This window comes from Curtobacterium sp. PhB78 (assembly GCF_003751685.1).
Taxonomy (GTDB): domain Bacteria; phylum Actinomycetota; class Actinomycetes; order Actinomycetales; family Microbacteriaceae; genus Curtobacterium.
The window spans coordinates 418,414-443,189 of record NZ_RKIA01000002.1 but is presented as its reverse complement, the minus strand read 5'-3'; the positions used below and the strand labels follow the sequence as shown (position 1 = coordinate 443,189).

Here is a 24,776-nt window from a genome sequence, read left to right as displayed (position 1 = left end):
GGGAAACCCCTGTTCACGACAGGGTCACCGGGCGAGTCGGCGCGGACCTCTGGCACGTCTGCCGGCGGCCCGGGGCGTGGTGGTCACGGCGAAGTAACGACGGACCCGTCTGTCCGAATCGGGGTACAGTCCGAAACGAACGGGGGACGGTGCGCGACACGGGGAATTAACCTGCGACGACTCGTCACCTTCGCGTCCGGGGAGCACGCCCGGGCGTGTCGGTGCCGCGTTAGGCGCCGTAGAACTCGCGCTCGAAGACCTGCCGTGCACGTCGGGTGACGCCGAGGTAGTCCTCTTCGAGCTCGCTCGCCGAGCCGGGCGGGTACTCCATCAGCCGCGCGACGCCCTCGAGCTGGACTCGGTCGACGGGCAGGACGTCGGTGGTCTTCCCCGACCAGAGCACCAGCGCACTGCGCGTCCGCGAGGCGAAGCGCCAGGCCGCACCGAGCCGCTCGCCGTCGTCGGCACTGACGAACCCGGCAGCTACGGCACCGTCGAGTGCCTCGAGCGTCGAGGTCGTGCGGAGCGCGGGGAACTCGAGGGCGTGCTGCAGCTGCAGGAGCTGGACGAACCACTCGACGTCGCTGAGCGATCCGCGCCCGAGCTTCAGGTGGCGAGCCGGATCGGCCCCACGTGGCAGCCGCTCGGACTCGACGCGGGCCTTGATGCGCCGGACCTCGCGCACCTCGTTCTCGTCGATCCGTTCCGGGTAGCGCGTGCGGTCGGCCAGGTGCTCGAAGTCCCGGAGCAGCTGGTCGTCGCCGACTGCCCCGCGGGCACGGAGCAGCGCTTGCGCCTCCCACGTCAGCGACCACCGGGCGTAGTAGGCGCCGTAGGACTCGAGCGTGCGCGCCACCGGCCCGTTCTTCCCCTCGGGGCGCAGGTCGATGTCGAGGTCGAGCGGGTGGACGGTGTCCTCAGTGAGCCGGTTCAGCTCGCGCACGATGGTCTGTGCCGTCCGGGAGGCCACCTCGGTCGCCAGGTCCGGCGCGCGGTACACGTAGAGGACGTCGGCGTCGGAGCCGAAGCCGAGCTCACGTCCGCCGTAGCGGCCCATCGCGACGATCCCGAACTCGAAGTCCGCGGGGGCGTCCCGTCGGGCGAGCGCGAGGGCACCGGCGAGCGTCGCCTCGGTCACGTCGCTGAGTGCAGCACCCAGGGCGTCCACGTCGAGGTGGCCGAGCACCGCGGCCATGCCGAGGCGGAGGGTCTCGCGGCGGCGCGCCGAGCGCAGCAGACTGGCCGCACCGTCGACGTCGTTGCCGTGCCGCGCGGTCGTCGCGGTCATCTCGGCGAGCAACGAGTCCATCGGGCGGGCACGCAGGAGCGACTCGGGCTCGTCGAGCCAGGCGACGGCCTCCGGAAACCGCTCGAGCAGACCGGACAGGAACGCCGACTCCGACAGCACGGTGGTCAGTGAGTGCGCAGCCCCGGACGAGTCGCGGAGCATCCGGAGGAACCAGCTGGACTCCCCCAGGGTGTCGCTGAGCCGTCGGAACGCCAGCAGGGCCCGGTCTGGCGCCGGCCCCTCGGCCATCCACCGCAGGAGCACCGGCAGCAGGTTCCGCTGGATCGCCGCACGTCGACTCGTGCCCTGTGTGAGCGCCCGGATGTGCCGCAGCGCACCGGGCGGGTCGACGAACCCGACGCCTGCGAGCCGGTCGACGACCTGGTCGTCGGTCAGCACGATCTCGCCCTCGGTCGTGGCGACGGCGGACAGCAGCGGACGGTAGAACAGCCGCTCGTGCAGGCCGCGGACCTCGAGCTTGACCGCGCGCCACCGGGTCTCGAGGGCTGCGGCCGAGGTGGCCAGACCGCTCGACCGGGCGAGGACGCGGAGTTCTTCCTCGTCGGTCGGCATCAGGTGCGTCCGCTGCAGTCGACGGAGCTGGATGCGGTGCTCGAGCACCCGGAGCAGCGCGTAGTCCGGACCGAAGTGGGCGGCCTCGGCGCGTCCGACGTACCCGGCGGCGGTCAGGGCGTCCATCGCCTCGAGGGTGGAACGGACGCGCACGGACTCGTCGTCACGACCGTGCACGAGCTGCAGGAGCTGCACGGTGAACTCGACGTCGCGCAGACCGCCCGGACCGAGCTTCAGCTGCCGGTCGACCTCGCCGTCGGGGATGTGGTCGGTGACGCGCTCGCGCATCCGCTGCACCGACTCGACGAACCCGGGGCGCGCCGACGAGCTCCAGACGAACGGTGCGACGGCCTCGGCGTAGCGCGCGCCGAGGTCGGCCGAGCCGGCGATCGGCCGGGCCTTGAGGAGCGCCTGGAACTCCCACGACTTCGCCCAGCGCTCGTAGTACGCGACGTGCGAGTCGAGCGTGCGGACGAGGGCGCCGTCCTTGCCCTCCGGTCGCAGGTTCGCGTCGACCTCCCACAGACCGGGTTCGGCGGCCAGGTCGGTGATCGCGTGGGTCGCGGCGATCGCGATCCGCGTCGCGATGCGGACGGCACGGTCGGTGCCGATGTCGTCGGTGGCCTCGGTGACGAAGATGACGTCGACGTCGCTGACGTAGTTGAGCTCGCGTGCACCGGCCTTGCCCATCGCGATCACCGCGAGCGGGGTCGCAGCGACGTCGGCGGCCGGGAACGGCACCTCGCGCCGGGCGACGTCGACCGCGGCGTCGAGCGCTGCCCCGGCCAGGTCGGCCAGTCCGGCAGCGACGGCCGGGAACGCCTCGGTCGGCGACGAGTGCAGCACGTCGTACAGGGCGATCTGCGCGAGGTGCCGGCGGTACCGCACCCGCAGGCACATCCGTGCGTCCTCGCCGGTGGCGCCGTCGATCGCCTCGAGCAGGGACGCCGTGTACCGCTCCTGCGACCACGGCGCGACGACGGGCTCGAGCAGCAGTGCGAGTTCGGCAGGACGACGGTGCAGGAACTCGCCGAGGCCGACCGAGGCGCCGAGCAGGCGGATCAGCCGCTCCGTCGCCGCCTCGTCCGTCAGGACGGGGCGGAGCTCGTCCGGAGCACGCTCGAGCAGCCGTTCCAGCAGCCGCAGCGCGCCGTCGGGATCCGCGGTGATGCCCCAGAGCGCCGGGGTGCCGCTGACCGGCAGCGGCACGACGGAGCCGAACCGCGCCTCCAGGTCAGCGATCCGCTCCAGGCTCTCCGACAGCTCGGCGAAGCCCAGGCGGGCCAACTCGGAACGCGACGACGTCGTCCGACCGGTCATGTGGTGCGCTCGCTCAGAGGGCGCCGAGGTTGGTGTCGAGCTCGAACGGCGTGACCTGATCGCGGTAGCGCTTCCACTCCTGGCGCTTGTTGAGGAGCACGAAGTTGAACACGTGCTCGCCCAGCGTCTCGGCGACGAGCTCGGAGTCCTCCATCAGGCTGAGGGCGTGGTCGAGGCTCGACGGCAGCTGGCTGTACCCGAGGGCACGACGCTCGGCGTCGGTCAGGCTCCAGACGTCGTGCTCCGCCTCGGCCGGCAGCTCGTACTCTTCCTCGATGCCCTTGAGCCCCGCAGCGAGCAGCAGCGAGTACGCCAGGTACGGGTTCGCCGCCGAGTCGATGCCGCGGTACTCGATGCGCGAGGACTGCCCCTTGTTGGGCTTGTACAGCGGCACGCGCACGAGCGCCGAACGGTTGTTGTGGCCCCACGTCACGAAGGACGGGGCCTCGTCGCCACCCCAGAGGCGCTTGTACGAGTTCACGAACTGGTTCGTCACCGCGGTGATCTCGGGTGCGTGCTTGAGCACACCAGCGATGAAGTGCTTGGCGGTCCGGGACAGCTGGTACTCGCCGCCGGCCTCGTAGAACGCGTTCTGGTCGCCCTCGAAGAGCGAGACGTGCGTGTGCATGCCCGAACCCGGCTGGCCGGAGATCGGCTTCGGCATGAACGTCGCGTAGACGCCCTGCTCGATCGCGACCTCTTTCACGACCGTGCGGAAGGTCATGATGTTGTCCGCCATCGTCAGTGCGTCGGCGTAGCGGAGGTCGATCTCGTTCTGGCCAGGCCCGGCCTCGTGGTGGCTGAACTCCACCGAGATGCCGAGGTCCTCGAGCATCCGGACCGAGCGGCGACGGAAGTCGTGCGCGCTGCCACCGGGGACGTTGTCGAAGTAGCCGGCCTGGTCGACGGGTTGCGGCCCGCCGTCCTTCCACTCGCGGCTCTTGAGCAGGTAGAACTCGATCTCGGGGTGCGTGTAGAACGTGAAGCCACGCTCGCTCGCCCGGGCCAGCGTGCGCTTCAGCACGTTGCGCGGGTCGGCGACGGCGGGCTGGCCGTCCGGCGTCGTGATGTCGCAGAACATCCGCGCGGTCGGGTCGACCTCGCCGCGCCACGGCAGGATCTGGAACGTCGAGGGGTCCGGGTGCGCGAGCACGTCGGCCTCGTACGAGCGGGACAGGCCCTCGATCGCGGAGCCGTCGAACCCGATGCCCTCGGCGAAGGCACCCTCGACCTCGGCCGGGGCGATCGCCACCGACTTCAGCGTCCCGATGACGTCCGTGAACCAGAGTCGGATGAACTTGATGCCGCGCTCCTCGATGGTGCGGAGCACGAAGTCCGTCTGCTTGTCCATGCACGACCTTTCCGTGTATCGGGTGGCCGCGGGCGGGCCTCGTCCCAGGCTAGTGGTCCCGCGGCGTGCGCGGGGCCGTGCGACGCGTCAGTGGTCCGTCACCGTGCCGTCGCCGGTGCGTCACCGGTCGTCGGCGTCCCACTTCTCGTTGTTCGCCGCGATCCGGTCGAGCGCGTGCTGCGCTTCCTCGCGCGTGTCGAACGGGCCGATGCGGTCGCGCTGCGGGGACTGCGGACCCTGCTCGACCTGACCGGTCTTGTCGTTGAACCACCACTGGGACTCGATGCGTTCGTCGCTCATGCCGCCCACCGTACCCAGGTGACGGCCTGGAGGCCCGGTGCCGGCCCGGCGGACCGGCACCGGGCCTCCAGGCAGTCGCGCTCACCCCGTCGGGCCGCACCCGAGGGCGGTCACGCCCACCCCGTCGGGCCGCACCGGAGGGCGGTTGCGCTCGGCGCGTCGCGCCGCGGCTAGAGTGGTCGGCATGCCCCGGGACGAACACGGACACCTGACCGCCGGCCGCGTCTCCCCGCTCCGGACCGTCCCGAAGGACATCGAACGCCCGGAGTACGTCGGCAAGGTCGAACCGCACGAGCACGGCCTCGGTGACACGTACTCCCCCGACGAGGTCGAGCGCATCCGCACCGCCGGCCGCATCGCGTCCCAGGCCATCGACGCCGTCGGCGCGGCGATCCGTCCGGGCGTGACCACCGACGAACTCGACCGCATCGGCCACGACTTCGTCGTCGCACACGGCGCCTACCCGTCGACGCTCGGGTACCGCGGGTACCCGAAGTCGCTGTGCTCGAGCCTCAACGAGGTGATCTGCCACGGCATCCCGGACGACACCGTCCTGCAGGAGGGCGACCTCGTCAACATCGACATCACCGCCTACAAGGACGGGATGCACGGCGACACGAACCGCACGTTCATCGTCGGGCAGGCATCGCAGGAGGTGTCGGACCTGGTGACGCGGACCGAAGAGGCGCTCCGACGCGGCATCAAGGCCGTCGCCCCCGGCCGGCAGGTGAACGTCATCGGCCGCGCCATCGAGGCGTACGCGAAGCGGTTCGGCTACGGCGTCGTCCGCGACTACACCGGCCACGGTGTCGGTCGTGCTTTCCACTCCGGCCTGATCATCCCGCACTACGACGCGCCGCAGTACGACGACGTCATCGAGCAGGGCATGGTGTTCACCATCGAGCCCATGTTGACCCTCGGCGGGATCGAGGCCGACATCTGGTCCGACGACTGGACGGTCTCGACGCGCGACAAGTCGTGGACCGCGCAGTTCGAGCACACCCTCGTCGTCACCGAACGCGGCGCGGAGCTCCTCACCGTCTCCTGACCGGATCCGTCTCCCTGACGGGACCCTCTTCCTGACCGGGCACTCCGGCAGGCAACCGAAAGGCACGACAACCTCATGACCTCCCTCGCAGTCGGCGTCGACATCGGTGGTACGGGCATCAAGGGCGCGATCGTCGACGTCGCGTCCGGTGAACTGACCACGGACCGCATCAAGAAGGCCACCCCGGAGGGCGGGAAGCCCCACGACATCACCGCCGTCGTCGCCTCGATCCTCGACGAGCTCGCCCCCGCGGCCGACGTCCCCGTCGGCGTGTGCTTCCCCGCGATCGTGCGGGACGGCAAGACCATGTCTGCTGCGAACGTCTCGAAGAAGTGGATCGGCTTCGAGGCCGAAGCGCTGTTCGAGAAGGAGCTCGGCCGCGCGATCCACTTCGTCAACGACGCCGACGCCGCCGGGTTCGCCGAGCAGCAGTTCGGCGCGGCGAAGGGCAAGGACGGCCTGGTGATCGTCACGACGCTCGGCACCGGGATCGGCAGCGCACTCATCAACGACGGTGTGCTCATCGTGAACTCGGAGCTCGGACACCTGGAGATCGACGGGCACGACGCCGAGTCGCGCGCGTCCTTCGCTGCCAAGGAGCGCGACGACCTGTCGTGGAAGCACTGGGCGAAGCGCCTGCAGACCTACTACTCGACGCTCGAGGCCCTGCTCTCCCCCGAGCTCTTCGTCGTCGGCGGCGGCGTGTCGAAGCAGTACGAGGAGTTCCTGCCGCTGCTCGACCTGCAGGCGGAGATCATCCCCGCGACGCTGCGCAACAACGCCGGCATCATCGGCGCCGCGACCCTGGCTGCCCGGAGCGCCTGACCCGGCGATCGGTCGGACGGTCGAGCCCGCTCACACCGGCCCGCACCGTGCGGCGTGGGAGTCGTTCGGTGCGGTTCGACGCGCCCGTCCGCTGGCGCCGAGGTTCCACGACTCGCCGCCTGCGGTGCGCCGAGGTTCCACGGAGCCCCCTCGTGCGCGCCGACATGCCGAGATCTCGGAACCTCGGGGCACGGGCGGGGGCGCGGGCCGGCACGGGCACGGGCACGGGGCCGGTACACTCGAACCTGCGAATGGGTCGGTGAGACGGTCGCGTCACTCCCCCGGGAGTGCCGAGGAACGTCCGGGCTCCACAGAGCAGGGCGGTGGGTAACACCCACCCGGAGCAATCCGCGAGACAGTGCCACAGAAAGCAGACCGCCGGCGGCAACGTCGGTAAGGGTGAAACGGTGGTGTAAGAGACCACCAGGGGTCCGGGTGACCGGATCCGCTCGGTAAACCTCGCCCGGAGCAAGGTCAGACAGAGGACGCTGAGGCTGCTCGCCGAGTCCTCGGGTAGACCGCTGGAGGCCGACGGCAACGTCGGTCCGAGAGAGATGGCCGTCACCGCCGTGCAAGCGGCGGGACAGAACCCGGCGTACGGCCGGCCCATTCGCCCCACTGCTCGTCGTCCGCTCCCTCGCACCGTGCGAGGAGCGGACGATTCCGTGCGGGGTTCCGTACTCCGTGCGGCGCCGGGCGCCTCTCACCGAGTACGGAACCTCGCACCGGACGGGCCCCTCGCACCGTGCGGGGCTCGCACCGGACGGGCCCCTCGCACCGTGCGGGGTTCGCGCCGTGCGAACGCCGCGGCGCGCTACAGCCCGGACTCGGCCGTCCGCACCAGGATCGCGTCGCTGTCCGGGCACAGCACCACGTCGTCCGGGGCGGCCCGGCGGATGTCCTGCAGGTCGGAGTTGTTCAGCGCCACGCCCGACGCCGTCGACACCCCACCCTGCAGCAGCGACGCACCGAAGCCGTAGCGGGCACGCTGCCGGTCGTAGAGCGCGAGCAGCTCGGCCGGCACCTTCGCGGCGACGTCGGCCCGGGCCTGCTCGGCAGAGGCACGGTCGGACGACAGCCGCGCGATCTCGGCGTCACGCTCGGCGACCAGGCCGGAGCGGGCGGCCTCGACGTCGGCGAGCTGCGCCTCGATGTCGCCGACCCGGGCGCGGAGGCCGTCGAGGTTCTCCATGACCTCGAGCTCGGCGGTCTCGAGCCCACCGATGCGGCGCTGGAGCGACTCGAGCTCGTTCTGCAGCCCGGCCGCGTCCTTCGAGTTCGACACGTTCTGCAGCATCGTGGTGTCGCGTTCGACGCGGGCCTGCGCGGTGGCGGTGTCGGACTCGAGGCGGGCGAGTTCGCGTTCGGCGTCCTCGACCAGGCCGGTCGCGGCGACGAGTTCGCTGCGCAGCCCGGCGGCCTTGGTGCCGAGTCCGGTGAGCTGGTCGCCCTTCTGCAGCGACGTGATGCGGTGCGCGATGCGGGTGACGTCGTTGTCGAGTCGTTGGACGTCGAGGAGGATGACCTGGTCCTCGGGTGCTGCCTTCATGGTCAGACTCCTTCAGTGGGGGTGGTGGGTTCTGCCGCCGGCAGGACCGCGAAGTCCCACGGGTCGGTGCGGAGGTCGCTCACGGTGACCCGGACGCCGGCAGCCTGGCGCAGTTGCGCGGCCGCGACGTCGAGCCAGAGCCACTCGGTGGCCCAGTGCGAGGTGTCGATGAGGGCGGGACCGCCGCCGAGCAGTGCCTGCTCGCGGAACTCGGACGCCGGGTGGTGGCGGAGGTCGCTCGTGATGTACACGTCGGCAGCGAGGACGGCAGGGTGGCCGAGCAGCGAGTCCCCCGCTCCGGCGCACAGTGCCACGGTGCGCACGGGCTGGTCGAAGTCGCCGGACACCCGGACCCCGGTCGCGGTGGGCGGCAGCAGGTCGACGAGCTTCCGTGCCAGGGCGCCGAGGGTCATGCCCTCGGCGAGGACCCCGGCGCGGCCGATGCCCGTCGCGGGGTCGGCTCCGGCGTCGAGCGGTCGCTGGTCGGTCAGGCCGATCCGGTCGGCGAGCACGGCCGAGGTCCCCGTGGTGACGACATCGGCGTTGGTGTGGGCCGCGATCAGTGCACTGCCGCCGCGTACGAGGGTCGCGAGGACGCTGCCCTTGTAGGTCGACTCGGCGATCGTCGTGACGCCGCGCAGGAGCAACGGGTGGTGCGTGAGGAGGAGCCCGGCACCGAGCTCGACCGCTTCACGTGCGGTCGCGGGGACGGCGTCGACGGCCAGGTGGACGTGCTCGACGGTGGCGTCCGGGTCGCCGGCGACCAGTCCGACGGCGTCCCACGACTCGGCTCCTGCGGCGGGCCACAGGTCTTCGATCACGGCCTGGAGTTCGCGGAGCGTCGGCATCCGGTCAGTCTACCGAGGCGACCGCGTCGGCACCGGCAGCCGGTCCGCGCGGGGTGATCCGGGCCTCCCGGTCAGCGGCGACCGAGCGCACGGAGCAGGCCGGCGACGAGTCGCGACCACCAGCCGGGCCGGGCCGGCTCGTCGGTGCCGGTTTCGGTTTCGGTGTCGACGCTCGCCGGTGCGGCCGTATCGACGACGGGCACGGCGATCGCGTCCGGCAGCACGACGGGCGTGCTCGCGGTCGTGCCCTGGTGGGCGGTGAGGGCGGCTGCGAACGCGGCACGGTCGATGACCGTCGGCCCGGTGGCGGGCTGGACGAGCGGGGTGGGTCGCGTGTTCGCGGACACCGGCGACACGGCCGGGAGGCCCAGCACCGGTCGCACGGGCTCGTCGCGTTCCGGGGCGACCAGCGCCACGGCCGGTGTCGCCCTGACGACGTCGGCTCCCGGTGCGGCTGCTGCCGCCGGTGCGGGGCGGACCACGGCCACCGTGGGAGCGGGGGCGACGCCGGTCACGACGGCGACCGGAGCGGTCGCGGCACGGCGGGCGGCTGCGCGGTCGCGACGGTCCGACTCGGCGGCGGCGTCCTCGAGCAGGTCCGCGAAGACGGTCTGGGCGAAGGCCCGGGCTGCGGTGACCTCGGGGTCGTCCGCGCCGTCGACGGTGGCCTCCCAGGCGGCGAGGCGGGCGAGGTCCTCGTCGCGGCGGCGGACCTCGTCCTCGAGCAGGACGATCCGCTCGATGGTGCTGCGACCGGTGGACGACGAGACCTCGATCGCGAGGTCCTCGATGCGCAGGGCGAGGCGCTCCGGCGGTTCGGGGAACGACGGGGCGCAGACGGCGGCGTGCCGGGCACGGTCGCGGCGGAACGCGGGGGCTGCGGGCGCGGTGCTGGCTTCGGGCGCGGTGCTGGCTTCGGGCGCGGTGCTGGCTTCGGGCGCGGCGACTGCTGCAGCCGCGCTGCTGGGGTCCGGCGTCTGGACGGCGGTGGCGTCGGCCACGGCGCCGGGGCGCTGCACCGGGCCGGTGACGGGCGGGACCACGAGGTCCGCCACGTACGGCGTGCGCGTCGCCGGGGCGTCGCGGAGCCACTCCTCGACCTCGCGACCGAACGGGTCGACGAGGGGGGTGCGTGCACCGGACTGGGTCTCCATGTCCGAAGGATAAATATCGCGCGCGCCGAAACTCGGGACATCCGCGGTGTGTCGCAGCAATCCCTGCCATATCGCCCCGAACGTGAACGGCGTGTCGCCCGTCGCCCCGGGGGTCGGGTCAGAGCGTCCGCTCGAACGCGCCGAGGAGCTCCCGACCGGCGGGCCAGGCGCCGACACCGCTGGCGACGTTGACGTGGCCGAGCGGGCCGACCCGGAGTACCGCGGCCCCCATCGTCTCCGCGAACGCCAGAGCACGGTCGGCGGTGCAGTACGGGTCGTCGTCGCTCACCACCAGGCGGGTCGGAACGCGGGCCGCTGCGGTGCCGGCCGGGATCGGGCGGGGCGCGGGGAACCCGGAGGCGGCCGCGGGGAAGCCCGGTGCCGCGGGGTCCGGCGGCGCGACGAGGAAGGCGCCGGCGACGGCGGGACCGGCGGCGCCCGCGGCGGCAGCTGCTGCGAGCCAATCGGCGACGGCGAGGACCCCCAGGCTGTGCGCGACGAGCACCGGCGGTTCGGCGCACGACGCGACCGCGCGGGAGATGGCGTCTCGCCAGTCCCCCGGGTCCGGCTCACCCCAGGACGCCGGTGCGATGCGGACGGCGTCGTCGCCACGCTCCCGCTGCCAGACGGACTGCCAGTGCTCCGCGTCGGAGTTCCAGATCCCGGGCACGATCACCCACGGTCGAGGTCTGCTCACCCGGGCAGCGTAGCGAACCCCGGACGGACCTAGCGCTGCAGTGTGTCGCGCGGGTACTCGGAGAAGCGCGCTGCGTACGCCGCCGAGAACCGACCGAGGTGCGCGAAGCCCCACCGCATCGCCACGCTCGCCACGGTCAGGTCGCCCGTCGACGCACGGCGGAGCTCCTCGCGCACCCGGTCGAGACGGATCCCGCGCAGCATCGCGTTCGGGGCCGTGCCGACCTGCCGCTGGAACGCCTGCTGCAGGCCGCGGACGCTCAGCCCGACGTGCTCGGCGACGTCGGTGGTCGAGATCGGCGTGTGCGCGAAGGCGTGCATGTACTCGACGGCCTCGCGGACACGGCCCGTGGCGCCCTGCGGCAGGGGGACGTCCGGGGCCAGCAGCTTGTGCGGGAAGGTCCGGAGCAGGGACTGGGCGGTGTCCCGTGCGACCTCGGCCAGGGCGAGCGAACTGACCGACGCCCGACCGAGCACGACCGCCGCGGCACGCTGGACCTGCACGTTCCAGCCCCGCAGGTCGGCCGTGCGCGGCGTCGCCGTGTGGTCGAAGACGAGCGGACCCGGCTGCGCACCGTGGACCTCGGCCGCGACGCGCTCCAGGGCGGTGCGGTCGAACTGCACCAGGCTCTGCCGGACGTCCTGCAGGTCGAAGGCGAAGGGACGGCCGGTCGGGAACATCATCGGGGTGGCGGGCGTGAACGCGACCTCTTGCCGGCCGATGTCGACGCGCCCGCCGCCGTCCGTGATCCACATGACGACGTACTCGTCGCGGACGTCCAGCTCACCCTGCATGCGGGCGTCGAACCGGGTCGAGCGGAACGACATCACGTCGTCGCCGACGACGCGGAAACGGTACGCGAACGGACGCTCCGTGCGGGTCGCGGTGAAGCCCACACTGGCGTAGGCGTCCTCGTACATGTGCACGGCAGCGTCGAGATCGGCCCCCGACGTCTCGAAGCTGATCCTGGGATCCGGTTCGGCTGTCATCGCGCGAATCGTGACACGGCGGCCAGGAACCCCGGGAATCCCCCGCGGCACCTTGCGGATTGTGGCCCACGGAGTGCGCGAGACGGATGAAGCGACCGGTCGCGTGGTGGCGGTCAGTGACGGGCGCGCAGGACCGTCCACCGGTTCTCGTCGGCGATCCGCTCGTACCGCAGGTCGTCCACGACCATCCGGACCAGGGCGAGTCCGCGGCCGCTCTCGGCGAGTCCGTCGGGCAACTCGGCCGACTCGGTGTCCACGGCGGCGGCGACGCCGTCGTCGGAGAGCAGTGCGGCGAACCGGTCCGCTCCGATCTCGAGGCGCAGGCGGCAGGAGACGCCCTCCGGGCGTGTCCCGTGCTCGATCACGTTCGAGGTCAGTTCGACGATCGCGAGTTCGAGGGCCATCCGGTCCTCGACGGAGACCGTGGGCTCGTGCTGCCACACGCCCGCCAGGAACTCGTGCACGGCGGACACGTCGTCCGGCGGGCACGACAACGCGAGCGTGTGCTCGGCAGCCGGGGCGGTCATCACCAGTCGGTGACCGCAGCGTCCCCGTCGGGGTACGTGCGGAGGATCTTGTCGATGTTGGAGAGCTGCAGGACCATCTGCACCTGCTCGGACGGCGCTGCGATGCGGAGGTCGCCGCCCGCCTGCCGCGCGGTCTTCAGGCTGCCGACCAGCGCGCCGAGCCCGGACGAGTCCATGAACTCGACACCGGAGAGCTCGACCACGACGCGGGCACGTCCGTTGTCGACAACCTTCGCGACCGCCTCGCGGAACTCGGGGGCGGACACCATGTTGAGGCGCCCGCTGCACTCGAGTACCGCGGTGTCGGGCTGCGCTTCGTGTACGACGATGTCCATGCCGGGTGGTCTCCTCTGATCGGTGCGCCTTGCAACCAGCAACCTACCGGCTCCGCCGCGTCAGGTCCCGCTGCGGTCCCGACGCGTCGCGGTGACCTGCACCACGACGGCTGCGGCCATGAGCGCTGCCATGACCCCGCCCATCGCCAGCGCGGTCCCGCCGAGCGCGCCGGCGAGCGGTGTCCCGAGGCCGCCGATCCCGAACGTCAGGCCGCCCTGCAGGGCCGCGGCCGTCCCCGGGTGCGCAGCCCCGACGTGCTGCGTCCGGGTCATCGCCGCGGGCAGCACGAAGCCCCACGCACCCGTGACGACCGCGAGGGCGCACCAGACCGGCACCGGACCGAGGTCGAGCAGCGCCGAGACGAGGACCGCCGCCGCGCCCGCGGTGCCGACGAGCAGTCCGACGGTGAGCAGGGAGTCCTCGGAGAACCGTCCGACGACCCGGCCGAACACCAGCGTGGTGACGATCATCATCGAGGCGTTCGTGGCGAAGACCAGCGTGTACATGCCCTCGGAGAAGCCGAACTGGGTCTGGAACACGAACGAGCTGGTCGCGATGTACGCGAAGAACCCCACGGTGGACAGCACCCCGCTCAGCACGTAGGCCCGGAACCGCGGGATCGCCAGCAGCTCGCGGATGCGTCGACCGTTCGCGGCGAAGCCCACGCCCCCGCGTCGCTCCGGCGGCAGGGTCTCGCGGAACCGCAGCACCACCATCGCGAAGAACAGTGCGCCGAGCACCGCCAGCACGACGAACATGATCCGCCACGTGCCGAACGTCAGCACGGCGCCTCCGGCCAGCGGTGCCACGACGGGGCCGATCGCGTTGATCGCGGCGAGCGTGCCGAAGACCTTCGCCATCCGGGTCCCACTCGCCACGTCCGACACCATCGCCCGGCCTGCGACCGCTCCGGCTGCTCCGCCGAGCCCCTGGGCGATCCGGGCGAGGACGAGCGTGACGACGTCCGGCGCGAGGGCGCACCCGACCGAGGCGAGCGCGAACACCGCGGTGCCGACGACGAGCATCGGCCGCCGACCGACCCCGTCGCTGACGGGTCCGACGAGCAACTGCCCGACCGCGAAGGCGACGAGGAACGCCGTGAGCGACAACTGCACGGCACCGGGGGTCGTGCCGAGGTCGTGGGCGATCTGCGGGAGCGCCGGGATGTACATGTCGGTGGCGAACGGCGACACCCCGACGATCAGGGCCAGCGGCACGATCGGCGGCAGGGTGGTCGTGGTCGGCTTCCGGGTGCGCTCCGTCGTCACGACCGACACGCTACGCGCACCCGAATCGATTCGACGGGGGTACGGCGTGCAGCTCACGTCCGCCGAGTGGTCGCGGACCGTCGCGCGGCGACCGGGCAGCCGACGTCGCGTGAACGCTCGACGGTGCAGCCCTGGACGTGCGCGGCGCCGGACGGGAGGCCCGGGACAGCGCCGCCACGGGCCTCCCGTCCGCCACGGCGAGCGGTCACGGCGCGCCGCTCACGTCCGCCGAGTGGTCGCGAACGGTCGCGCGGCGACGACGGAGCCGACGGTTGGTGACCACTCGGCGGTGCGGGGCCGGGCCGGCCGGGGCGGACCGGCCGGCGTCAGCCGGTGTTCTGAAGGCCGGCGGCGATCCCGTTCACGGTGAGCAGGAGCAGACGGTGGTCGGCGTCCGTCGGATCGGTGCTGCCCGTCGTCCGGATGGACCGGAGCGCGCGGAGCTGCAGGTGCGACAGGGCGTCGACGTACGGGCTGCGCAGGCGCACGGCCCGGGCCAGGACCGGACGGTCCTCGAGCACGTCGCTGCCACCCGAGATCCGGAGCACCCAGTCACGGGTCCGCGTCATCTCGTCGAGGACCTTGGCGGCGAGGTCGTCGCGGTCGGCGAGCTCGAGGTACCGGCGGGCGATGTGCTCGTCGGTCTTCGCGAGCGACATCTCGACGTTCTTGATCATCGCGCCGAACAGCGGCCACTCGGCGTAGGCGGCACGCAGGACGTCGACGTCACCGACCGCCTCGAGCGCGGAACCGAGCCCGTACCAACCGGCCAGGTTGATCCGCGCCTGGGTCCACGAGAACACCCACGGGATCGCTCGGAGGTCCTCGAGCGACTCGACCGACAGCCCGCGGCGGGCCGGGCGGGAGCCGAGCGGGAGCAGACCGATCTCCTCCATCGGGGTGACCCGCGCGAACCACGGAGCGAACCCGTCCGCCTTGACCAGGTCGTAGAACGCGACGCGCGAGACGTCGTCCAGCTGCTGCGCGAGGTCGGCGAACCGGGTGGCCGCAGCGGCCGTGCGCGCCTCGTTGGACGGCGACGACGCGAACAGGGTGGCCGAGGCCATCTGCTCGAGGTGACGGGCCGCGATGTCCTGGTCGCCGTACTGCGCGAAGATGACCTCGCCCTGTTCGGTGAGCTTCAGGCGACCGTCGATCGATCCCGGCGGCTGCGCGAGGACGGCCTCGTTGGCCGGCCCGCCGCCGCGGCCGAGCGAACCGCCGCGACCGTGGAACAGGGTGAGCTCGACCTCGTTGTCCCGCGCCCAGTCGGCGATGCGGGCCTGGGCGTCGTAGAGCGCCAGGTTCGCGGAGACCGGACCGACGTCCTTCGACGAGTCCGAGTAGCCGAGCATGACCTCGAGCCGACGGCCGGTCGCGGCCAGGCGACGCTGGAACGTCTCGGTGCGGACGGCCTCGTCGAGGATGTCGACGCTGGCGTGCAGGTCGGCGAAGGTCTCGAACAGCGGGATGACGTCGAGCACCGGCGCGGCCTCGGGCGAGCCGAGTGCGGCGACGGCGAGCTCGTGCACGTTCGCCAGGTCCGCCGCCGACTGCGTGAAGGACACGATGTACCGGCTGGCGGCGCGGACGCCGTAGCGGTCCTGCAGGTCGGCGATGGTCCGGAAGACCGCGAGGACCTCTTCGGTGGTCTCGCTCAGCGCGCCGCCGGCCCGGATCTCCGCCAGGGCCGTGCGGTGCACCTGCGAGTGCTGCCGGACCTCGAGCTCGGCCAGGTGGAACCCGAAGGTCTCGACCTGCCAGATGAGGTTCTGCAGCTCACCGTTCGCCGGCCGGATCGCGCCGGCGGCGACGAGCGACGCCTGGATCGTCCGGAGGTCGGCGAGCAGGGCGTCCGGGCCGTCGTACGCGAGCGGCGTCGTGCCCTGGCGGGTGGCGTCGATGCGCGCGGCCGTGAACAGGAGCGCGCGGCGGTGGGTCTCGTTCGGGGCGCGGACGCCGATGCGCTCGGCGATGCCCGGGTCGAGTGACTCCTGCGCCGCCACGAGCGCGGTGAGCCCGGCGTCGGCCGGGGTGTCGCTCGCGTCGAGGGTCAGGGCGCTGCCGATGCGGGTGGTGGCACGGGTGAGCCCGATCAGGATGTGCTCGGCCGCGATCTCCGCAGCCTGGCGCGTGATGTCGGCGGTCACGTGCGGGTTGCCGTCGCGGTCGCCACCGATCCAGGTGCCGAACCGCACGAACGCGGGCGCCGTCACCGGTGCGCGACCGGCGTCGTCGCCCTGCAGCCGGTCGTCGAGCAGGCGGTAGACCTGCGGGACGATCTCGAACAGCGTCTGGTCGAAGACGCTCATGGCGGTGCGGACTTCGTCGAGCGGGGTCGGACGGGTCGTGCGGAGCGGCGACGTGCGCAGGAGCGTCGTGATCTCCTCGAGCAGCCGTCGCTCGTTCTCGGCACGTGCCGTGGCGTTCTTCGAGCGGTCGCGCTCGTCGATGAGGTCCGTGATGCGCCGCACGCCCGTGGTGACCGCACGACGGCGGGCCTCGGTCGGGTGTGCGGTCAGCACCGGGTGGAACCGCAGCGTCCGGAGTCGCTCGGCCGCCTCGGCCTCGCCGACCTCGGCCACGAGTTCCGCGTAGGTCGCCGGGAACGAGTCGCCGGCCAGGCCGCCGTCGTCGCCGCGCTGCCGGAGCACCCGCACGCGGTGGTGCTCCTCGGCCAGGTTCGTGAGGTGGAAGTACGTCGTGAAGGCCTGCGCCACCGCTTCGGCGCGCTCGGCCGACATCGCGGACACGAGGGTCTGCGCGCGGGCAGCACCCTCGGCGTGGTCGCCCTCGTAGGCGTCGATCACGGCCGCACGCAGCGACTCCACGTCACGCAGCAGTTCGTCGCCACCGTTCTCGCGCAGCACCCGGCCGAGCAGGTTGCCGAGGTAGCGCACGTCGGCGCGCAGGTCACTGTCGACCGCGCCGCTGACGTCGTCCCGAGCGCGCTCATGGCGCGCCGATCCGTCGATCGCCGTCATGGGGTCCTTTCGGGGTCGTCCGGGAACACCGTCCCGGCTCCGAGCAGCGTATCGGCCCGCGGCCACCCGTGACGTCGACCGTCCGGACGGACCAGCGGGCAGGGCGCCCGGAACGCGGACGCGCGCGCAGCGCGGGCATGCAGGGGGGACGCCGGGATCGCGACGCGTGGCGGGAGCACCCCTGCAGTTGCGACGCGGTCCGCGATCCCGGCGGGTCTGTGGTCGGCGCGGATCGGCTCAGATCAGCTCGGATCAGCGCGGATCGGCTCGGTTCAGCTCGGTTCGGCGAGCTGGGCCTGCGCGGCGGAGTGGACCTCGACGATCTGCACCCGCGCCGAGCGGCGGTCGGTCAGCGGCGACGTCCAGGGCACGATGACCTGTTCCTCGTCGCCGTCGTCGAGCCGGGCGAGCCAGACACCGGCGATCGCGTCGATCTCGGTCATCGTCGCGGCCACGGCGGTCGCGGCCCCGTTCGCGCGGACGATCGCCAGGTTGTCGACCGCGTGGTCGGCGTTCATGTGTCGGAGGATCGCTCGGCGCGCCTCGTCGTCGAACGGCTCGGTCACGCGGTCACCGCCACGTCGCCAGCCCCGTCGGTCACCGGGCGACGCCGGGCGTCGAGCCCCTCGAGCAGGCCGTTGTTGAGCGAGTACGCCAGTTCGACCTCGGCGATGACCCGCTCCTGCTCGTCGGCCGTCCACGGCGCCGCGTCGAGCTGCGCACGGTAGGTGTCCTTGAAGGCACTCGGGTCCGCGACCTGGTCGAAGATGTAGAACAGGACGCCGTTCGTGTCGAAGCCGAACTGGTCGGAGAGCATCCGCCCGATCATCTGCCCGCCGGACAGATCGCCGAGGTACCGCGTGTAGTGGTGCGCGACGAAGCCGCCCGGCCACTCGGCCGCGACCTCGTTGAGCCGCCGCACGTACGCCGTCGTGGCGGGGAGCGGGCAGACCAGCTCGGACCAGTCCGGGCCGATCAGGTACTCGAGGTCGGCGCGGATCGCCGGCATCCGGGTCAGCTGCGAGGTGACGAACGGCGCCGCCACCGGGTGGTCCGCCATCCGCTCGGCCGCACGTTCGAGGGCGTCGTAGACGAACGAGTACTGTCCGAGCAACGCCGCGTAGTCGGCGACGTCGCACTTCCCGCCGAGCAGGTCGTGCATGAAGCCGTTCCCGGCCGAGGAACCGTGCGAGCGACGCGTGCGCTTGCGCAGCAGCTCGGAGAACGGGGTGACGGTCGTGTCCATGAGGTAAGGCTAACCTTAGTTCGACAAACGTCAAGCAGGAGAGAGGACGCTCGTACCGATGAGCTCCAAGCCCAAACGCCCCCAGCACGTCTTCGTCGTCGACCGGACCGAGCGACTGTCGCCCCACATGGTGCGCGTCCACCTCGGTGGCCCGGCCTTCGACGACTTCGTGGGCACGGCCGACCCGGACAAGCTGGCCGCCACCGACAAGTACGTCAAGCTCCTGCTCGCCAAGCCGTCGCTCGGCCTCGAGCCCCCGTACGACCTCGAGGAACTGCGCGAGACGCTGCCGAAGCTGGACCGACCGGCCCGCCGGACCTACACGGTGCGGGCTGTCGACCACTCCGCGAAGACGATCGCCGTCGACTTCGTCGTGCACGGCGACGACGGGCTCGCCGGGCCCTGGGCCGCAGCGGCGCAGCCCGGCGACAAGCTCGCCTTGTCCGGTCCCGGCGGTGGCTACACGCCCGTCGACGACCCGGACGTCACCCACGTCCTGCTCGGCGACGACAGCGCCCTGCCGGCCATCGGCGCCGCGCTGGAGTCGATGTCCGACACGGCCACGGGCGTCGCCCTGGTCGAGGTCGCCGGCCCTGCCGACGAGCAGGAGATCGCGCACCCGGCCGGGGTCGACCTGCGGTGGCTGCACCGCGACGCCACCGGCGCCCAGCCGGGCACGCTCCTGCTGGACGCGGCCCGGGCGCTGCCCCGTGCCTCCCGGCCGGTCCAGGTGTTCGCACACGGCGAGCGGACCGCGATGAAGGCGATCCGTCGGCTGCTGCAGGACGACTGGGGGCTGGAGAAGCGCGAGATGTCGCTGTCGGCCTACTGGGCGCTCGGCCGCGGCGAGGACCAGTTCCAGGAGGAGAAGCGCGAGCCGGTCGGCGTGATCTTCACCGACTGACGGGTCTCGGCCTGCCCGGTTCTTCCCAGTGCGGTTGCGGTGGGAAGCGGAAACGGGCGTACCTGGTCGTTCCAACCGACCAGGTACGCCCGTCCCCGGCAGGTACGCACCGGTCCGGCACGGGTGTGCCCGGTTTCGGTAGGTACGCTACGCCCGTTCCCGGCAGGTACGCGCCGGTCCGGCAGGTACCCCCGGTTCGGGCGGGTACGCACCGGTTCGGCAGGTACGCCTATTTCGACCAGGTACGCCCAGTTCTTCCCAGAGCGGTTGCGGTGGGAAGCGGGAACGGGCGTACCTGGTCGTTCCAACCGACCAGGTACGCCCGGTTTCGGCAGGTATGCACCGGTCCGGCGCGGGTGCGCCCGGTTTCGGCAGGTACGCCCGGTTCTTCCCAGAGCGGGTGCGGTGGGAAGCGGGAACGGGCGTACCTGGTCGTTCCAACCGACCAGGTACGCAACGGTCCGGCGCGGGTGCGCAGGGCGGCCGGGAGGCCCGGGGCGCGTCGGTGGGTCCAGCTAGCGTTCCGGGCATGGTCACCTCGTCGTGCTGCGTGCCGGGTTGCGCGGGCCCCGCTGCGGACGCGCTCGCGGGCGTGCCCCTGTGCGCAACGCACGTCACGCTGGTGACCGAGTTCGCGGCCGAGCACGTCGGCGTCGAGGACACCCTGCCGGGGCCGTGCCCGGTGTGCGGATCCCGTGTCGGGGTGCGGTTCCCGACGGCGTTCGTCTGCGCACGGTGCGAGTGGCGGTGGGGCGACGTGCCCGATGGCGACCTCGCTCCCCCGCGGGTCGACGTCGTGTACTACCTGCGGATGCGCGACGACTTCGGCGACCGGGTGAAGATCGGCACGACGATGAACCCGAGGCAGCGGCTGGCCGCGATCCCGCACCAGGACCTCCTGGCGTTCGAGCGGGGCGACCGGTCACTCGAACGTCGGCGGCACGCGCAGTTCGCGGCCACCCGGTACCCCGGCACCGAGTGGTTCCGGGCGACACCGGACCTGCTCGCGCACGTCGACGCCGTCGCCGCCGGGGTGGACGACCCGTGGGACCTGCACGCCCGGTGGACGAGCGAGGCACTCGCCCTGCGCGGCTGACCGAGCGGGCCGGAGCGCGTCCGCGCCGGCGGGCAGCCCACGTCGGCAGCCCGCCCACGTCGGCGGCCGGCCCAGTCCGGTCAGGCCGCGCGGAGCATCCGGTCGGCGGTGCGCAGGGACAGCGCCATGATCGTCAGCGCCGGGTTCGCGATGACGGCGCTCGGGAACACCGAATTGTCGGCGATCCACAGGTTCGGGACGTCCCACGAGCGGCCGTCCGGGTCGACGACCGAGGTCTCGCGGTCCGCGCCCATGCGTGCCGTGCCGATGGTGTGTGCGGTGCGCTCGAGGACCCGGACGTCCTTGCCGCCGGCGGCCTCGACGATGGTCGTCATGGTGCGGACGGCGTGGCGGCGGATCGCGTCCTCGTTCGCGCCCGGGGTGAACGAGACCCGGGCTCGTGGCACGCCGTGCTCGTCGACCTCGTCCGCGAGGACCAGCCGGTTGTCGTCGTACGGCAGGCACTCGGCGTTGATGCCGACGCCCGCGGAGTGCGGGTAGTCCTGCAGCGCCCGCACGAGCTCCGCGCCGCGCAGGCCGCCGCCCCGGATGAGCGTGTTGGCGAAGGTCTGCGGCTGCACGCCGAGGCTCTGGATCAGGTACCCGCCGGCGAAGTCCGCGTCGGCGGGGCGGACGAAGTCCTCGGTGATGATCGACGACGGGTAGCCGCGGTAGGAGCGCATCGACTCGTCGAACCGTGCCCAGACCTGGGTGGCGCCGTGCGCGGTGAAGTTCCGGCCGACCTGGCCGTTGCTGTTCGCGAGCCCGGTGTGCAGCAGCAGGCGCGGGGTCTCGATGCCGCCGGCGGCGAGCACGAGGGCCCGGCAGCGCTGCCGGTGCTCGCGGCCGTCGTGGGTGTACAGCACGGCGCTGACCTCGCCGGAAGCATCGAGCTCGATGCCGTGCACGAACGAGTCCGGCCGGATCTCGGCGCCGAACGCCACCGCGGCGGGCAGGTAGGTGGTGTCCATCGAGACCTTCGCGCCGTTGCGGCAGCCCTGGTGGCACGAGCCGCAGGAGACGCAGGCGTGCCGCAGGCCGTGGTGCTCCTGGTGGCGGTCCTCGGTGGTCAGCCCGACGGGGGCATCGGTCGCGGTGATGCCGGCGGCCGCCGCCCCGCGCATCATCATGTCCGACGAGGCGTTGCGCGCCGGCGGACGCATCCGGTAGCGGCGCGACGGGTCCCACGGGTAGTGCTCGGGTCCGGCGACCCCGACGTCGTGTTCGACCTGCTCGATCCAGCCGGTGAGCTCGGCGTGGCTGATCGGCCAGTCCTCGCCGACACCGGACGAGGAGCGGAGCGACAGGTCGTGCGTGCTCGGACGCGGGGTGAACGCGCCCCAGTGCAGCGTCGAACCACCGACCCCGGTGCCGCTGTTGTTCGGACCGAACGCCGTCGGTGCGCCGCCGCCGCTCAGCCGCTCGTCCATCCAGTTGATGTCCCCGGGGGCGGCGACTTCGTCGGGCACGTGGTCGCCCGGCTCGGTGTTGCGACCGGCCTCGAGGGCGACGACCCGTAGGCCACGTCGGGCCAGGGAGGCCAGCAGGGGCGCTCCGCCGGCTCCGGTGCCGACGACCACCACGTCGACGACGTCGTCCGTGCCGTAGGTGCGCTGTCGGTCGAGTCTCATCGTGCTGCTTCCGTCGTCGTGGTGTCGTCGTGCATGTTGCGCGTGTCGTCGTGCGTGTCGTCGCCGGTGCGCTCGCGGCGGTCGGGTGCCGCTGGCTCCCAGGCCTCGCGCTGGTCGGCGGCGAGCAACTCGAAGCCCTGCTTGCGGACGCCGTCGCCGCCGTTCGCGAAGCCGTCGAAATCGATGGCCGCCATCGTCGCGGGGTGCGCGAGCCAGTGCTTCACGAGGTCGACGCTGGCGTCCTCGTACCAAGCGCGCAGCTGTGCTGCATCCATCACGGCATCGGGCACACCGTCGGCGCCGTACCGACCGGCGGCCACGTCCTGCAGGGCACTGTCGAGCGCGCCGTCCTGTGCCGGTTCGGCGAGCACGTCGAGCGCTGCCCGGTACGCCTCGAGGTCGGTGGGCATGCCGTCGACGCGCCATCCGTCACCGAGCCCCGCGGCGAGCTGGTCGTCGACGCGCAGGGCGAGGTCCACCTGACCGTCGCCCGGCTGCGGCACGACGATGCGCGCGATCGCACGGAGGGTGTCGAGCTGCCGAGCAGTGAGTGCTCGCGGTTCGGCGGACGGGTCATCGGGCAGCGCCCGGGCCGCCAACAGGGAGCGCATGCGCGCGCTGACCCGCGGCGAGGCGATCACCCGTGCCTGCTCGACGGGCACGACGGGCGCCCCGGTGAACCGGCGGGTCCAGAAGTCGCGGATGCGGTCCGCCACCGCCTCGGGCTGCTCCCACGGCAGCAGGTGGGCAGCACCCTCGACGACGTGGAGTTCCGAGTCGGGCCAGTGCGGCAGCGTCAGGCGCCGCTGTGCCTCGGCGTCCAGATCACCGTCCTCGGCACCGGCGAGCACGAGTGCCGGCACGGGGTTCGTGGCCGCGTCGGACCAGTCCTCGCGGCTACCGCGTGTGAGCCACGCCGTCCACGCACCGGGATCGGCGCGCTCGACGTCCTGCACGGCCGTCGTGTGCCGCTCGGGCGCCAGGGTAGACGCGGTGTTCGCGTCGACGAACTCGGCGGCGTGCGCCGCGCTGATCGGGCCGTCCGCCGCCCAGGACAGCATCGCGGCGCGGCGGTCGTCGTCCATCGGTTCGGGCGCCAGCGGCGAGGCCGCGAGCAGCACCACGGCGCGCAACCCGAACAGGCTGTTCGCGCCGGACATCGTGCGGTCTGCGACGACCGTGGCGACCTTGCCGCCCATGGAGTGACCGACCAGTACCCACTCGCTCGCGCCACTGGCGCCGATCGCGCGCTCGACGAGGACGGCCATCTCCTCGACGGTGGTGCCGGACGACGCCGGGCTGCGGCCGAAGCCGGGCAGGTCGATCCCGATGAGTTCGAGGTCGTCGCGGATCAGGGCGCGGCGGAGCAGGGCGAACTCCTCGGAGCTCGCCCCCAACGCGTGGAGGCAGAACGCAGGGGTCACCCCTCTTGCCTACCGGTCGCTCCGCGGTGGACCCAGGCGGGGTGTACCCCGTCGGCGAATCCTGTACCCCGATCGGTCACCGTGCGTATGCGTCCACGAAGAGGTCGCCGCGGATCTCCCGCAGGGTGTCGGCGAGCCGATCGACGGTCCGGCCGGAGATGCCGGACACCTGCAGGTCGTACGGCCCGAGCGCCGGCAGGCGTCCGGTGCGGATGCGAACGACCTCCCAGCCGACGGCACGGACGGCGCGGTCCTTCCGGCGGTCGGTGTCCTGCCGCGGGCCGACGTGCTCGAGGCCGTGGCGGCCGGTCGAGTCGTACTCGATCGCGACGCGCAGCTCGGGCAAGATGATGTCCGGCCAGACCTCGACGTGGTCGAAGAACGGCCGGTCGAGGCGGATCGCGGAGTGGTCGTAGGTGAACGCGAACCGGTCGGACAGCGCCGCGCGCAGCTCGGCCTCGACCGCGGACGCCGTCGCCGGGGCGCAGACGCTCGTGAAGGACTCGCCCGAGGGCAGCCGCGGGGTCTTCGGGCAGATCGTGCGGGGCACCGGCTGACTCGGACGTCGCGGCGTGCCCGGTGCCGGTCGACGTGCGCGGGTGCGGCTCGAGGCGACGGCACCCGCCGGGGTGCCGCGGGAGGGCGCGGCCGGCAGGGTCTGGCGACCGGTGGCCCGGACGACACGCTGCGGGACCGGTACCTGCGACGGCCAGTCAGACGGCAGGACCGGCCAGCGCTGGGGCTGCGCCTGCACCGCGCACTCCGGGCACCACACCGAGCGTCGGCGTTCACGACCCGGTCGGGACCGCTGTTCGGACGGCGTGGCGACGAAGACGTGGCCGACGTCGCACTCCCACGTCAGCAGGACCTCGGCCGCCGGCGGGACCTGGGTCAGGACGACGCCGTGGTTCCAGTCCGGGTGGTACTGCCGGATGAGCACCGGGTACGGCGCCCAGTCGGCGCGGAACTGTCCGACGGCGTAGGGCACCGCCTCGCCGCGCGACCACTGTCGGCGGCGCCACCACGCGTCGACGGGTTCGGCCACGTCCACACGCTAGGCACCGCCACCGACACTGCGGGAATCCGGGGTGCACTCAGCCCGCGAGGGCCTGCTTGGCGTACGCGACGAGCGCGTTCGCGTGGCCGTGGCCGAGCCCGTGCTCGGTCTTCAGCCAAGCGACGACCTGCATGTGCGGGTGCTCGTCGAGCTGCTCGGCGACCAGGTCGAGCCACTCCTGGACCGGGCGGCCGTAGGTCTTCTCGATGCTCGGGAAGTACGACGCCGGCCCCTTCGCCGTGCTGCCGTCCGCCGGGGGCGCTGGAGCGGTCACGCGGTGCGCTGTCATGGCAGAACAGTACTGCGCACCCGGCGTCACGGAACGTCATGCGCGCGGCGACTGTGACGCAGCGTTCCGCCC

General features: G+C 72.5%; 22 protein-coding genes and 1 other RNA gene. 5 read left to right on the top strand and 18 right to left on the bottom strand.

What is annotated here, in order from left to right:
- Window positions 1–229: 229 nt before the first annotated feature.
- The 3 genes from EDF53_RS05825 to EDF53_RS05815 all read right to left on the bottom strand — a co-directional run bounded on the left by EDF53_RS05825 (window position 230) and on the right by EDF53_RS05815 (window position 4,832).
- Complete coding sequence (locus EDF53_RS05825) at window positions 230–3,181, bottom strand: bifunctional [glutamine synthetase] adenylyltransferase/[glutamine synthetase]-adenylyl-L-tyrosine phosphorylase (protein WP_123292669.1); 2,952 nt, start codon at window positions 3,179–3,181, stop codon at window positions 230–232.
- Between the two features lie 13 nt (window positions 3,182–3,194).
- A complete protein-coding gene (gene glnA, locus EDF53_RS05820; RefSeq protein ID WP_111087010.1) occupies window positions 3,195–4,532 on the bottom strand; it encodes a type I glutamate--ammonia ligase in 1,338 nt (445 codons plus the stop codon).
- Window positions 4,533–4,652: 120 nt separating this feature from the next.
- The gene (locus tag EDF53_RS05815) at window positions 4,653–4,832 is read right to left on the bottom strand and encodes an SPOR domain-containing protein (protein ID WP_123292668.1); all 180 of its coding nucleotides are present in this window, start codon (window positions 4,830–4,832) and stop codon (window positions 4,653–4,655) included.
- A gap of 184 nt (window positions 4,833–5,016) precedes the next feature.
- Here EDF53_RS05815 and map point away from each other — a divergent pair, with 184 nt between their 5' ends.
- The 3 genes from map to rnpB all read left to right on the top strand — a co-directional run bounded on the left by map (window position 5,017) and on the right by rnpB (window position 7,318).
- On the top strand, window positions 5,017–5,880 hold the full coding sequence (gene map / locus EDF53_RS05810) for a type I methionyl aminopeptidase (RefSeq protein ID WP_123292854.1): 864 nt from the start codon (window positions 5,017–5,019) through the stop codon (window positions 5,878–5,880).
- A gap of 75 nt (window positions 5,881–5,955) precedes the next feature.
- Complete coding sequence (gene ppgK, locus EDF53_RS05805) at window positions 5,956–6,705, top strand: polyphosphate--glucose phosphotransferase (RefSeq protein ID WP_111087008.1); 750 nt, start codon at window positions 5,956–5,958, stop codon at window positions 6,703–6,705.
- A 252-nt stretch (window positions 6,706–6,957) separates the two neighbouring features.
- An RNA gene (gene rnpB / locus EDF53_RS05800) (RNase P RNA component class A) lies at window positions 6,958–7,318 on the top strand.
- A 201-nt stretch (window positions 7,319–7,519) separates the two neighbouring features.
- On the opposite strand, the gene EDF53_RS05795 is transcribed toward rnpB, so the two are convergent.
- From EDF53_RS05795 to EDF53_RS05745, 11 genes are all read right to left on the bottom strand, one after another.
- Window positions 7,520–8,254: a zinc ribbon domain-containing protein gene (locus tag EDF53_RS05795; protein WP_123292667.1), complete on the bottom strand. Its 735-nt coding sequence runs from the start codon at window positions 8,252–8,254 to the stop codon at window positions 7,520–7,522.
- A gap of 2 nt (window positions 8,255–8,256) precedes the next feature.
- Entirely contained in the window at window positions 8,257–9,102 is an 846-nt protein-coding gene (locus EDF53_RS05790) for a Nif3-like dinuclear metal center hexameric protein (protein WP_123292666.1), read from the bottom strand.
- Window positions 9,103–9,173: 71 nt separating this feature from the next.
- Window positions 9,174–10,256, bottom strand: a complete 1,083-nt coding sequence (locus EDF53_RS05785; protein ID WP_123292665.1) for a hypothetical protein — start codon at window positions 10,254–10,256, stop codon at window positions 9,174–9,176.
- A 118-nt stretch (window positions 10,257–10,374) separates the two neighbouring features.
- Window positions 10,375–10,953 carry an alpha/beta hydrolase gene (locus tag EDF53_RS05780; protein ID WP_123292664.1) on the bottom strand — a complete coding sequence of 193 codons (579 nt, stop codon included), beginning with the start codon at window positions 10,951–10,953 and terminating at the stop codon, window positions 10,375–10,377.
- A gap of 29 nt (window positions 10,954–10,982) precedes the next feature.
- Complete coding sequence (locus tag EDF53_RS05775; protein ID WP_123292663.1) at window positions 10,983–11,942, bottom strand: AraC family transcriptional regulator; 960 nt, start codon at window positions 11,940–11,942, stop codon at window positions 10,983–10,985.
- Window positions 11,943–12,055: 113 nt separating this feature from the next.
- Entirely contained in the window at window positions 12,056–12,469 is a 414-nt protein-coding gene (locus EDF53_RS05770; protein WP_123292662.1) for an ATP-binding protein, read from the bottom strand.
- Window positions 12,469–12,804 carry an STAS domain-containing protein gene (locus EDF53_RS05765; protein WP_123292661.1) on the bottom strand — a complete coding sequence of 112 codons (336 nt, stop codon included), beginning with the start codon at window positions 12,802–12,804 and terminating at the stop codon, window positions 12,469–12,471. Before EDF53_RS05765 ends, EDF53_RS05770 begins: the two co-directional genes overlap by 1 nt.
- Before the next feature lie 60 nt (window positions 12,805–12,864).
- Window positions 12,865–14,073 carry a multidrug effflux MFS transporter gene (locus EDF53_RS05760; RefSeq protein ID WP_235036022.1) on the bottom strand — a complete coding sequence of 403 codons (1,209 nt, stop codon included), beginning with the start codon at window positions 14,071–14,073 and terminating at the stop codon, window positions 12,865–12,867.
- A 326-nt stretch (window positions 14,074–14,399) separates the two neighbouring features.
- Window positions 14,400–17,057, bottom strand: a complete 2,658-nt coding sequence (locus EDF53_RS05755) for a phosphoenolpyruvate carboxylase (RefSeq protein WP_123292659.1) — start codon at window positions 17,055–17,057, stop codon at window positions 14,400–14,402.
- Between the two features lie 272 nt (window positions 17,058–17,329).
- Complete coding sequence (locus EDF53_RS05750) at window positions 17,330–17,623, bottom strand: DUF2470 domain-containing protein (RefSeq protein ID WP_200849248.1); 294 nt, start codon at window positions 17,621–17,623, stop codon at window positions 17,330–17,332.
- Entirely contained in the window at window positions 17,620–18,303 is a 684-nt protein-coding gene (locus EDF53_RS05745) for a heme oxygenase (biliverdin-producing) (protein WP_123292658.1), read from the bottom strand. Before EDF53_RS05745 ends, EDF53_RS05750 begins: the two co-directional genes overlap by 4 nt.
- A gap of 58 nt (window positions 18,304–18,361) precedes the next feature.
- On the opposite strand from EDF53_RS05745, the gene EDF53_RS05740 reads away from it, so the two are divergent.
- Window positions 18,362–19,207, top strand: coding sequence for a siderophore-interacting protein (locus EDF53_RS05740; protein WP_123292657.1), 846 nt, complete (start codon window positions 18,362–18,364; stop codon window positions 19,205–19,207).
- A 529-nt stretch (window positions 19,208–19,736) separates the two neighbouring features.
- A complete protein-coding gene (locus tag EDF53_RS05735) occupies window positions 19,737–20,303 on the top strand; it encodes a GIY-YIG nuclease family protein (RefSeq protein ID WP_123292656.1) in 567 nt (188 codons plus the stop codon).
- An 80-nt stretch (window positions 20,304–20,383) separates the two neighbouring features.
- On the opposite strand, the gene EDF53_RS05730 is transcribed toward EDF53_RS05735, so the two are convergent.
- The 4 genes from EDF53_RS05730 to EDF53_RS05715 all read right to left on the bottom strand — a co-directional run bounded on the left by EDF53_RS05730 (window position 20,384) and on the right by EDF53_RS05715 (window position 24,704).
- Entirely contained in the window at window positions 20,384–21,934 is a 1,551-nt protein-coding gene (locus tag EDF53_RS05730; protein ID WP_123292655.1) for a GMC family oxidoreductase, read from the bottom strand.
- Window positions 21,931–23,358, bottom strand: coding sequence for an alpha/beta fold hydrolase (locus tag EDF53_RS05725; RefSeq protein ID WP_123292654.1), 1,428 nt, complete (start codon window positions 23,356–23,358; stop codon window positions 21,931–21,933). The genes EDF53_RS05730 and EDF53_RS05725 overlap by 4 nt, the downstream gene beginning before the upstream one ends.
- A gap of 76 nt (window positions 23,359–23,434) precedes the next feature.
- The gene (locus tag EDF53_RS05720) at window positions 23,435–24,403 is read right to left on the bottom strand and encodes a hypothetical protein (RefSeq protein ID WP_123292853.1); all 969 of its coding nucleotides are present in this window, start codon (window positions 24,401–24,403) and stop codon (window positions 23,435–23,437) included.
- 49 nt (window positions 24,404–24,452) lie between these two features.
- On the bottom strand, window positions 24,453–24,704 hold the full coding sequence (locus EDF53_RS05715; protein ID WP_123292653.1) for a DUF4287 domain-containing protein: 252 nt from the start codon (window positions 24,702–24,704) through the stop codon (window positions 24,453–24,455).
- Window positions 24,705–24,776 lie beyond the last annotated feature (72 nt).